The following is an 11811-nucleotide window of genomic DNA, read 5'->3' as shown; positions in this document are numbered from 1 at the left end:
ATTTTTTGTGAAAAGATTTTTTCAGGAGGGAGACATCTCAATGAGACGGTTAGTTGCTTTTTCCATTCTTTTTTTACCGGGCGCCCTCGCTGCATACGGCATTAAAATTATGCGGGATATGCTGTTTGGAATATCCCAGCCTCCTTATCCAAACCTCTGGATGCAATTTCTGGCCGGCTTTATTTTATGTATCGGCGGAATTGGGTTTGTCGCTGGCTTTGTTCTTCATCGTGACCGTAAAAAAGAAAAGGTTCAAAATAGATTTAAATAAGAAAAGCGCTAACAGTTAAAAAGGTCCGTGCGTTCGAAAGCGCGGACCTTTTCTTTTAGCTATTTTGTTGACGTATCCTGATTGCCTTTTCCGGGAAATCGGTAATGATCGCACTGCAACCAATTTGGAAAAGATGTTCCATACTCGCTTTGCTGTTGATCGTGTAAGGCCTTACTTTAATACCGGCACGAATTGCTGAATTAATCACATAATCAGACGCAACGTTAATATTTGGATGGATGGCCCTTGCGCCTATCTGGGCGGCATACACCCAGGGCCTGAACAGGCCATCCCGGTATAGCGGGGCTGTTTCAAGCTCGGGAGCAATCTGGAGGCATTGAACAAGGCTGTAATGATTGAATGAAGATAGGATGACCCGTTCCTCCAGCATATTGCTTTTGATAAGCCTAATTACTTTTTCCTCCATGCCGGGATATCGAAAAACGCTGTTCTTTAATTCTATGTTGCACAGCAAATCATTTCCTCCCAGCCAGTCAAACAGTTCCTTTAAAGTCGGTATTTCCGTTTTTCCATATTGTTCAACAAATTTATGGCTGGCATTATAGGTTTTGATTTTCTGAAGGCTGCAATCTTTAATATAACCTTTACCGTTTGTTGTTCGATCCAGTTTTTCATCATGTGCAATAACAATTTCTCCGTCATTTGACAGCTGTACATCAATTTCAAGACCATCCGCACCTGCATTTTTCGCTTTCTCAAAGGCCAGCATTGTATTCTCCGGATGTGTCCCTGAGGATCCCCTATGCGCAAAAATCATCAATGTCACTTTATTCTTCACCCCTCATAAAAAAGTGAAACTTCTTTTAATCCTTACACAGGCCAAAAAGCTGTATGCTCAAGTTTATGTACAACCCCTTATATTTATCAATGGTTTTTAGTAATATTTACAAAAGGTTATTTAATCTGTCTTGTGATAAGCCCTTTTATCATCTTGAATGCTTACAATGATTAATGCCAGCGTGCCGCCCACTTCCCTCAGACATCCATTCTAGAGGTTATGCGTATACCGGGCGCACATAAAGCAAAAAAGCCGGTCCTTGACCGGCTTTTTTGCTATTGATTTCGCCTTTCAAACCCTGTTATTAAAAGCCCCTAACCCTCTCAAGAAGCCTTGTGTTCCAGCCTTAGCTTATCAGCGACCATGGCAATAAATTCGGAATTAGTCGGTTTTGCTTTGGACATGCTGACAGTGTAGCCGAATAGGGAAGAAATCGATTCAATATTGCCCCGGCTCCATGCGACTTCAATTGCATGGCGGATGGCACGTTCCACCCGGCTTGCCGTTGTATTATATTTCTTCGCGATGTCGGGATACAGAACCTTTGTAATCGAGCCGAGGAGTTCGATATCGTTATATACCATTGTGATGGCTTCGCGTAAATAAAGATATCCTTTAATATGAGCAGGGACACCGATTTCATGAATAATGCTTGTTATGTTTGCGCTTAAATTTTTTGGTTTAGATTCTGTCTGGCTGCTGCGATAACTGTATTGAGAGGGTTTTTTTGAGGTGTTATTCGCTTTTCCGCTGACCTGGCGGATATGACTAGCTAGGTTTTCCATATCAAATGGTTTCAGAATAAAGTAGGAAGCCCCTAAATCAACTGCTTTTTTCGTGACATCTTCCTGGCCGAAAGCAGTCAGCATGATAACGTTTGGAAGCGTTCCTTGATTCGTTTCCCTCAATTTTTCCAACACTGCAAGTCCGTCCAAATGCGGCATGATTATATCCAGAATCAAAATGTCAGGGTCGATTGTATCTAATAGGTTTAAACAGTCCTTTCCATTATGGGCAACCCCGATAACTTCCATATCATCCTGGCCGGAAATATATTCCTCGAGCAGAGACACAAGTTCTCTATTATCATCTACCACGCATACTTTAATTTTTTTCAACCTTGATTTCCTCCTCAAGTACAATTGATCGTTCTCTTTTTTTTCTAATTTTCTAAATCTATTGTAATTGAACTTTTCGACAATGGGAATGAAAATCCTTTTAATTTTTAAAAAATAATACAAAATCATTATTTTTCTCGTTGTATCTCTTGTTTTCGACTATATTCGATAATTCAAAAGTTTTTTGTCGAAAAATCATCAAAAAATCCCGGTCCTTGACCGGGATTTTTGTTAGGATACATCTGCTTTTTCGCTTTTCCGATTAACTTGCTTTCTGGTACTGATTTGCTTTTTCATAAATATTGATACCAGCTTCGTTTAGCATCCATTCAATATGAACGCCGTAGCCGCTGGTTGGATCGTTTACAAATACATGGGTCACAGCGCCGATCAGTTTTCCATTTTGAATGATCGGGCTCCCGCTCATCCCCTGAACGATCCCGCCTGTTTTTTCCAAAAGTTTTTTATCCGTCACTTTCAGGACCATGCCTTTTGTCGCCGGAAATTTCTGCGGGATTGAGCTTACAATTTCCACATCAAATTCCTTTACCTCAGAGCCATCTACGACTGTCAAAATTTTGGCAGGCCCTTCTTTTACTTCATGTGATAAGGTAATCGGGATTGGCTTGTCCGCGATCCCATTATCAATGTCTTTCTTTATTTTTCCAAAAATGCCGAATGGACTGTTTCGATTTATATTTCCGATAATTTCTCTATTTGACGAGAAGCGGGCAAGCTTTTCACCCGGGTCTCCGTTGCTTCCTTTTTCAATGGATGTGACTGTCGAGCGCACAATTTGACCATCTTTGACCACGATCGGCTTTTTCGTATCCATATCCGATATTACATGGCCGAGCGCTCCATATTTTTTTGATTCAGGGTGATGAAACGTCATTGTGCCTATTCCTGCTGCTGAATCACGGATATAAAGCCCCAGTTTATAGGTACCTTCGTTCTTGTCCTTTAAGGGTGTGAGGGTTGCTTTCATTGTTTCTTTTTCACGGTTAATGACAAGTTGGAGAGGTTCTCCTTTTTCACCTGCCTGTTGGACAAAAGGAGTGACATCTGACATTTTCTTAATCGGTTGATCGTTGATTTTTGTAATGATATCGCCCACTTCAACTTTTGCTAACTCTCCTGGCGATTTCTTTCCCTGCTGCGTATTCACCAGGTGATGCCCTACGACAAGTACTCCCAAAGTATTCAATTTCACTCCAATAGACTGTCCTCCCGGGATTACTTTAAAATCTTTAATGACTTCGACATCTACTTTTTTCGCGGGCAAGCCTGCAAAATCCAGAAGCAATTCATTCGTTCCGGGCTTTTCTGCATCAAGAGTAAGAGAGGCTCCCTTCTTATTGACAGCAGCACCTGCATCGGCTGTAATTACTTTTGCGGTTACTGGCAATGTTTTCGGAAAACTATAATGATCGCCCTCGAACAGGACAATTTTTCTTGGAATTGAAATGAACTCATTTATTGGCTGGTATAACCCTAATGCTAATAGCGAAACAAGGAGGATTCCACCGATTATTCTGTTTATCCATAGCTTCAATCTAAACACTCTCCTCGCTTCTACTCTGGTTCCTTTCGCTTATGGCTACACCTTTAATGTAGCCTTCATGGCACGCATTTATAACTTTACTTAAAAATAAAAGCTATCCGTTTTTGGATAGCTTTTCAATGAATGCATTTTTTAGATTGTCTTTAGGAATTTTGTTGAATTCCCCTTTTACCTGCCTTATTTCCCCTTTTTAATTGACTAGCCTGTTCGAGCAGCTCTTTTGCATGCTGTTTTGTCAAGTCGGTTATTTCAACTCCTGAAATCATCCGGCCGATTTCCTTAATTTTATCACCCTGGCCAAGAGGTTTAACCGTTGTTTTTGTCCGCCCGCTCCTGATGCTCTTGGCAATGAATAAATGTGTATCTGCCATGGCAGCCACCTGGGGCAGATGGGAAATACAAAGTACTTGCGAATCGACAGCCACTTTGTAAATCCTTTCAGCAATTGCCTGGGCAACTCTGCCGCTGACTCCGGTATCCACTTCGTCGAAGATGATCGAGGTGATTCCCTGGTGCTTTGAAAAAATGCTTTTTAATGCGAGCATGATCCTTGACAGCTCCCCACCCGAAGCAACCTTGGACAGCGGCTTTAACGGCTCGCCTGGGTTCGTGGAAATATAAAACTCCAATTCATCCAGTCCACCCGCGTGAATGCCTTCACCGGCAAAAGTATCAAACGTAAAAGCAGACTGATGAAAATGGACGTCAAATACTGTTTTCTCCATGTATAGCTCTTTTAATTCCTGATGGATTTGCTTCGTTAATTGCTTTGCAAACTTTTGCCTGAGCTCAGAAACGTTTTTTGCTTCGATAATCAAATCTTGCTTGATTGACTTAATTTTGCTTTCAAGCTTGGCAATATGCGTTTCACGATTTAGAAGCGTTTCGATTTCTTCTTCGATGGCCGCACCGTACTCGACTACTTCTTCAATTGTTTTTCCATATTTTCGTTTGAGCTGGTTAATTTCATTCAGCCTGTTTTCAATAAAGTCGAACCGCTCGGGATCATACTCCAATGCATCCAGTTGATCCCGGATCGATGATGCTGCATCCTCTAAAACATAATAACTGTTTGATACACTTTCGGATAGGTGCTGTACAGAATCGTCAATACTGGCCGCATCCTCCAGATTGTTCATCGCAACCGAGATCCATTCGAGTCCCCGCTGTTCTTCACGGAGCGCTTGATAGCTTGTTTGGAAAGCTTCATGAATTCTTTCGAAATTATTGATTTTCTTTCTTTCCTCTGACAGTTTTTCATCTTCATCAAGCTCTAATTCAGCTATTTGGATTTCCTCATGTTGAAATTGGATCAAGTCGAGCCGATGCACCGTTTGCTGCTCATTCTGGCTCAGGTTCTTCAGCTGTTTCATCGCTGAATCGTATTGCTTAAACAGTTTTCCGTATTCCGTTAAAGCTACCGTTATTTTTTCCCCGCCAAACTGGTCCAAAAGCAGCAAATGCACCCGTTCATCCATTAACTCCTGATGCTCGTGCTGGCCATGTATATCAATTAACGTACGGCCAATCTCCCGAAGAACTGCAATGGTTACAAGCTTTCCATTGATCCGGCAAACGCTTTTACCTGAACTTGACATTTCGCGTCGCAGCACGACCATCCCATCGCTTGCATCAATGCCGAATTCTGCGGCTTTTATAAAAAGGGGATGGGTTTCATCTTCTAATTGAAACAAGCCTTCGATTTCCGCTTTCGTTTCACCATGCCGTACGAATTCTGCCGATCCCCTTCCTCCGACAAGCAAATGGATGGCATCAATAATGATTGATTTTCCAGCACCGGTTTCCCCGGTCAAAACAGTTAAGCCTTTTTCAAATGAAAGCGAAAGGGCCTCAATGATGGCAAAGTTTCTGATCGATAGTTCCATTAACAAGGCAAGAATCACCTCTCCCAAGTATTAGAGCATATCTAAAAATTTATTTGTAATGGTTTCCGTATCTTCAGGAGTCCGGCAAATAATTAAACAAGTATCGTCTCCGCAAATGGTGCCAATAATTTCCTCCCAATCAAGGTTATCGATGAGTGCACCGATTGCCTGGGCATTTCCCGGAAGAATCTTCATCACAAGCAGATTGCTAGCAGAATCAATGCGTACAAATGCGTCAATCAGCATCCTTTTCAGCTTTTGCAGCGGATTGAATCTCTGGTCGGCAGGCAGGCTGTATTTATAGCGTCCATCCATTAGCGGCACCTTCACAAGGTGCAGTTCCTTAATATCCCTGGAAACAGTTGCTTGTGTCACATTAAATCCTGCATTTTTCAACTCATCAACCAGGTCATCCTGTGTCTCTATATCATTATTCGCGATGATTTCCCTTATTTTAATATGTCGCTGTCCTTTATTCATCTATAAAATGCACCTCTCGAAAAAGTATGGGCACGCCATTAATAACCTAATGTTAGCGGATTTAACGCCAATTGTACATTTATTTTCCCCTTTCCTTCTACATAATTCGCTGTGAATGTAAATTTCCTTCCTGAAACTACACGAACCGTCCAAACGCCAAAAAGACTCCTGAGGACTGCAAATGCAGATCTAGGAGCCTTGGCCGCTTTCTTGGTTTTTTGTAGTTTTTAGTTCCAGGTGGGCTTGTCTGACAATACTTTCGACGGAATCATGCAACAAATTATCGCCTGTTTCTCTTGCACCTGACCAAAACAGGTGAAGCAGGAATTCAATATTGCCATCACCGCCGGTAATCGGGGAAAAGGATGCATTTTTAATGTCATAGCCTTCATTGATGGCAAGGGCAATAATCTTATCCAGCACCTCAATATGGATTTTAGCGTCGCGGACAATTCCTTTTCTGCCGACCTGATCTTTCCCTGCTTCAAATTGCGGTTTTACGAGCGTAACGGCATTACTTTCAGGAACAAGCAATGTTTTCAGCACCGGCAGGATCAGTCTTAATGAGATAAATGATACATCGATGCTTGCAAAATCCGGCAGCTCTCCATCCAGATCAGCAGGTGTCACATAACGGAAATTCGTTCGTTCCATAACCTTGACCCGTTCGTCCTGCCTCAGCTTCCACGCCAGCTGGTTATAGCCGACATCGAGTGCATACGACATTTTAGCGCCATTCTGGAGGGCGCAATCGGTGAAGCCTCCTGTGGATGCGCCAATATCCAGCAGTACTTTTCCATTCACATCCAAATCAAACGTTCTCAATGCCTTTTCGAGCTTTAATCCGCCGCGCGAAACGTAAGGCATCACTTTCCCTTTGATTGACAGTTCCATTTCTATAGGGACTTTTTCCCCAGGTTTGTCTAATCGCTCTTCGTTGCCGTAAACAAGCCCGGCCATGATCGTGCGTTTTGCCTTTTCCCTCGTTTCTGCCAGGCCCTTTTCCACTAATAAAACATCCAGTCTTTCTTTTTTACCCTTCATGCCGGTCAGGCCCTTTTTTGCTTTTTAGGTGTTATTTTTATGACCCGCTGCACGGTTCCTTCAACAGTCAGGCCAATGTCTTCGAGAAGTCTGTCCACATTTCCATGTTCAATAAATTCATCTGGAATCCCCATTCGCTCAATAATCGATCCGTAGCTTCTGTAGTTATTGGCATATTCGAGAACCGCACTTCCGAACCCTCCCTGTAGAATGGCTTCCTCTATCGTTAAAATTGGCAGCTTGGAATCGAACAGGCTGTTTAGCATGCTCTCATCCATTGGCTTTATGAAACGGGCATTGACGACCTTCACCGAGTAATCCTGCTTTTCAAGAATCGCTGCCGCTTTCAGGGCCATTGGAATGGTAGTTCCGAATGTTAGAATGACCGCATCGGTTCCTTCTTTCAGTACTTCCCACGATCCGATTGGAATTTGTTTCAGCTCTTCATCCATATTCACGCCCAGGCCATTTCCGCGCGGGAATCTCATTGCAATCGGACCCCCATCATACTTCATCGCTGTATTGACCATGTGCTGGCCTTCATTTTCGTCTTTCGGCATCATCAACACCATATTAGGGAGATGCCGTAAAAAGGCAATATCAAATACACCCTGATGTGTTTCTCCATCGGCACCGACAAGGCCCGCCCTGTCTATCCCAATGAAAACATTCAAGTTCATGCGGCATATATCATGCACGACCTGGTCATATGCACGCTGCAAAAAGGTTGAATAAATCGCCAAAAACGGCTTCATATTCTGGGTGGCAAGCCCCGCTGCGGTCGTCGCGGCATGCTGCTCGGCTATCCCGACATCATACATGCGTTCCGGGAACTCGCTAGCAAACCCCTCCAGTTTCGATCCGACTGGCATCGCCGGCGTGATCGCGACAATCCGCTCATCTTCCCTTGCGAGCCTGCGGACCGTTTCACTGACGAGCTTGCTCCACGCAGGCGGCTCGTTTACCGGTTTGACGAAGGCCCCCGTCTCAATTTTATATGGGCCAGTTCCGTGCCATGTCCCGACTGTGTCCGACTCAGCAGGGTTATAGCCTTTCCCTTTTTTGGTAATGACGTGCAGCAGGACAGGTCCCTGTGTTTTTTTAGCGTAGCGGATGTTTTCGAACAGCTCTTCATAATTGTGGCCGTCTACCGGTCCTAAATATGTAAAGCCAAGCTCTTCGAAGAAAATTCCGGATACGAGCAGATACTTTAAGCTGTCTTTAATCCGTTCTGCCGTAGCTGCAACCTTGCCGCCGACAGCAGGGATTTTTTTCAACAGATACTCGAGTTCATCCTTTACCCAATTGTACTTTCCGGCTGTGCGAAGGCGGCCAAGAATGCTATGCAGGGCCCCGACATTAGGTGCTATCGACATTTCGTTATCATTCAGGATCACGATCATATCCTTTTTCGCAGAGCCGATATGGTTAAGAGCCTCTAATGCCATCCCGCCGGTAAGCGCCCCATCGCCAATGACCGGGAGAATGAAGCTTTTTTCTTTTTTTAAATCACGGGCAATCGCCATGCCCATGGCAGCGGAAAGAGAGGTGGAACTATGCCCCGTTTCCCATACATCGTGCTCACTTTCATTTCTTTTCGGGAAACCGCAAAGCCCCTTATATTTTCGTAATGTATCAAAATCACATGCTCTACCAGTCAATATTTTATGGACGTATGATTGATGTCCAACGTCCCAGAGGATTTTATCCTGGGGACTGTTGAATTCTTTATGCAGGGCAATGCTAAGTTCAACGACACCAAGGTTCGGCCCGATATGGCCGCCGGTGGCTGCTAGCTTTTCAATAAGGAACTTCCGGATTTCCTGGCTGAGTTGTTCTAATTCTTCATTATTCATATCTTTCAGAAAGAAAGGGTCTTTTATAGATAGAAGATCCAAATTGGATCACTCACTTTCATTTTATTTCTGCGTACGGCTTTTTCTATAGTTATCCAAAAATAGCAACCCCACCAAGGTAATAACGGAGGTTGCACTTATCACTGTATCACTGCACAGTTTCAGCCTGCTAACAAAGCTTGCAATTGAAGACAAGCCGCAGTGTAGCAGAAAAAATGTAACATGAGTATATCACAATACTGTTTTCTTAACAAATATAGCCTGCTTAATGGTTCCTCGCCGCAATCAAATTGGTTATCTCCTTTAACAGAGCAGTGTCGAGATTCGTTTCTTCCAATTGGCGGAGTGCACTGCCAATATGCTCCTGCAGTTTCAGCTTCGCTCCTTCAAGCGTTAACAGGGATGGATAGGTGGTCTTATGATTGCTGCTATCACTTCCTACCGGTTTTCCAATCACTTCTTCTGTGCCTTCGATATCAAGAATATCATCACGGATCTGGAAGGCAAGCCCAAGATGGCGGGAGAATTGCAGCAAGTATCGGCGCTGCTCTTCATTTGCACCTGCTACGATCGCTCCTGATAAAATGCTTACAGAAAGCAGTCGGCCCGTTTTATGCTCATGGATGTATTCAAGATCCTTTAGGGAAAGCTGCTTGTTCTCTCCTTCAATATCCGCGGTCTGGCCGCCGACCATGCCTTCCGCTCCGGCCGCTTTCGCCAATTCGCTAACCAGCTCTACTTTCATTTCCGGAGAAATTTCCGGGTTAGTGCTCTCGGCAATCACTTGAAAGCTGTATGTCAGCAATGCGTCACCTGAGAGTATCGCATTTGCTTCACCATACACTTTATGGTTCGTCGGCTTCCCCCTGCGCAAATCATCATCATCCATACTTGGTAAATCATCATGAATTAAGGAATATGTATGAATCATTTCAATCGCTGCAGCGGCCGAAATGCCGAGCCGTGTATCCTTTCCGAAAGCGGCAAGTACCGCGAATACTAATAAAGGGCGGATCCTTTTCCCGCCCGCTTCGAGAGAATAAATCATCGCTTCCTTCAAAATGGCAGGTGCCTGTATGGCCCTGACATAGGCGACGATCTCCGTTTCGATAAGCATTTTGTGCTCCCTGGAGAAAGCCTCGTAGGTTCGTCCTGTATGCAATGTTTACTCCTCCTCTTGAACCGTAAAGCTTTCCAGTTCTCCGTCCTCGCGTAATATTTGCGTCAGTTGATCCTCCACCGCTTTAAGCTTTTGATGGCATAATCGTGACAAATCCATCCCCTGTTTGTAAATCGAGATCGCTTTCTCCAATGGGACATCTCCTTCTTCCAGCTTCTCGACGATATCCTCGAGCTTGTCCATTGCTTCTTCAAAAGTTAATTCCTCACTCATGTTCGTTTCGCTCCTTTATATCCTGCACAACGCAATTCAACGTGCCGTCTTTAATTTGTACGGAAATTCTATCTCCGTTTGCTACCTGATCCTTGCTTTTGACAAGGGTTTCATCCTCGGCGAAAATTAGCCCGTATCCCCGTTCCATGATTTTAAGCGGACTTAATGCGGACAAGGTCGCAGTCCTATGAACAAAGGCTTGAGTATTGGACCTTAGAATTCCTTCCATTAATCTGGTCAGGACTTTTTTCTGACTATCCAGGCTATCCTTTGCCTGTGAGACAGCCTGATAAGGGTGCTGTTTTCTAAGGCTTGCGTTGAGAACCTGCAAATCATCGTTCTTTTTCAAAAAATACCTTCCGCTTCCTCGTTTCAGCCGCTCTACCGCCTTATCCAGCTGTTCCATTTTTTGCTCATACATTTTCATTGGATAACGAAAGGCATATGATTTCTCCAGGCGCACGAGCTTCGTGCTTTCAAAATGAACTAGTTCCTGTAGCGATCTGGTCAGCCGGTTTTTCCGATTCATCAGCCTTTCGAGGATTTCATTCAGGTGCGGCACGGCAAGTTCAGCAGCACCGGTTGGGGTAGGAGCCCTTAAATCCGCCACAAAATCGGCAATCGTAAAATCTGTTTCATGCCCTACCGCAGAAATAATCGGAATATCAGAGTCGAAAATCGAGTCCGCAACCATCTCTTCATTAAAGGCCCAAAGCTCCTCGATCGAGCCTCCGCCGCGGCCGGCAATCAATACGTCAGCCTCTTTTCTCGCATTTGCAGCTGCAACAGCGATTGCAATTGATTTTGCAGCATTGGTACCCTGTACAAGCGCCGGATAAATGATGATCCGTGCAATCGGGTATCTTCTTTTAATCGTGATAAGAATATCTCTTAATGCTGCACCGGTTGGGGACGTAATAATACCCACCGTCTTTGGATACAGGGGGATTTGTTTTTTATGCTGCGGCGCAAATAACCCTTTCGCCTCCAGCTTTTTCTTAAGCTGTTCATAAGCCATATACAGGTCGCCGATGCCATCCGGCGACATTGCCTTGACATAAAGCTGATACTGGCCGCTTTGCTCATAAACAGTGATATCCCCCCGTATCAATACTCTCATACCGTTTTCGGGCGTAAACTTCATACCGCGATTGTTCGCAGCAAACATGACGGCGAGAAGACGGGCTTTTTCATCCTTTAGCGTGAAATACATATGCCCGCTCGAATGCTGTTTGAAATTCGAAATTTCGCCCTTTATGTACATATTCTGCAGATGGGGGTCCGCATCAAATTTCCGTTTTATATATTTCGTTAAAGCTGTGACGCTTAAATATTGTCCGTTTTCCATAAACGTCGCTCCTTAATTAAAAAAGCTGTCTCTCTATTATAAACAAGAGTAC

General features: G+C 44.0%; 11 protein-coding genes. 1 reads left to right on the top strand and 10 read right to left on the bottom strand.

Going from position 1 to position 11811, the window contains the following annotated elements:
• Positions 1–40: 40 nt before the first annotated feature.
• The gene (locus ELQ35_RS21315) at positions 41–271 is read left to right on the top strand and encodes a DUF2627 domain-containing protein (RefSeq protein WP_126867193.1); all 231 of its coding nucleotides are present in this window, start codon (positions 41–43) and stop codon (positions 269–271) included.
• A 55-nt stretch (positions 272–326) separates the two neighbouring features.
• Here ELQ35_RS21315 and ELQ35_RS21310 read toward each other — a convergent pair whose 3' ends face one another.
• From ELQ35_RS21310 to xseA, 10 genes are all read right to left on the bottom strand, one after another.
• Complete coding sequence (locus ELQ35_RS21310; RefSeq protein WP_126867220.1) at positions 327–1049, bottom strand: glycerophosphodiester phosphodiesterase; 723 nt, start codon at positions 1047–1049, stop codon at positions 327–329.
• Between the two features lie 344 nt (positions 1050–1393).
• Entirely contained in the window at positions 1394–2188 is a 795-nt protein-coding gene (spo0A, locus tag ELQ35_RS21305; RefSeq protein WP_126867192.1) for a sporulation transcription factor Spo0A, read from the bottom strand.
• A gap of 262 nt (positions 2189–2450) precedes the next feature.
• Positions 2451–3743, bottom strand: a complete 1293-nt coding sequence (spoIVB, locus tag ELQ35_RS21300) for a SpoIVB peptidase (protein WP_126867191.1) — start codon at positions 3741–3743, stop codon at positions 2451–2453.
• A 152-nt stretch (positions 3744–3895) separates the two neighbouring features.
• Positions 3896–5644 carry a DNA repair protein RecN gene (recN, locus tag ELQ35_RS21295; RefSeq protein WP_126867190.1) on the bottom strand — a complete coding sequence of 583 codons (1749 nt, stop codon included), beginning with the start codon at positions 5642–5644 and terminating at the stop codon, positions 3896–3898.
• Positions 5645–5668: 24 nt separating this feature from the next.
• Positions 5669–6118, bottom strand: a complete 450-nt coding sequence (gene ahrC / locus ELQ35_RS21290) for a transcriptional regulator AhrC/ArgR (RefSeq protein WP_126867189.1) — start codon at positions 6116–6118, stop codon at positions 5669–5671.
• Positions 6119–6307: 189 nt separating this feature from the next.
• A complete protein-coding gene (locus ELQ35_RS21285; RefSeq protein WP_126867188.1) occupies positions 6308–7162 on the bottom strand; it encodes a TlyA family RNA methyltransferase in 855 nt (284 codons plus the stop codon).
• 5 nt (positions 7163–7167) lie between these two features.
• Positions 7168–9060: a 1-deoxy-D-xylulose-5-phosphate synthase gene (dxs, locus tag ELQ35_RS21280; protein ID WP_126867187.1), complete on the bottom strand. Its 1893-nt coding sequence runs from the start codon at positions 9058–9060 to the stop codon at positions 7168–7170.
• Between the two features lie 223 nt (positions 9061–9283).
• Positions 9284–10135, bottom strand: coding sequence for a polyprenyl synthetase family protein (locus ELQ35_RS21275; RefSeq protein WP_185861856.1), 852 nt, complete (start codon positions 10133–10135; stop codon positions 9284–9286).
• A 48-nt stretch (positions 10136–10183) separates the two neighbouring features.
• Positions 10184–10411, bottom strand: coding sequence for an exodeoxyribonuclease VII small subunit (locus ELQ35_RS21270; protein WP_126867185.1), 228 nt, complete (start codon positions 10409–10411; stop codon positions 10184–10186).
• Complete coding sequence (gene xseA, locus ELQ35_RS21265; RefSeq protein WP_126867184.1) at positions 10404–11759, bottom strand: exodeoxyribonuclease VII large subunit; 1356 nt, start codon at positions 11757–11759, stop codon at positions 10404–10406. Before xseA ends, ELQ35_RS21270 begins: the two co-directional genes overlap by 8 nt.
• Positions 11760–11811: the final 52 nt, after the last annotated feature.

The organism is Peribacillus cavernae, assembly GCF_003989135.1.
Classification (GTDB): Bacteria; Bacillota; Bacilli; order Bacillales; family DSM-1321; genus Peribacillus; species Peribacillus cavernae.
Note: the sequence above shows the minus strand (reverse complement) of the source record. Positions and strands in the feature narration are given on the sequence as shown.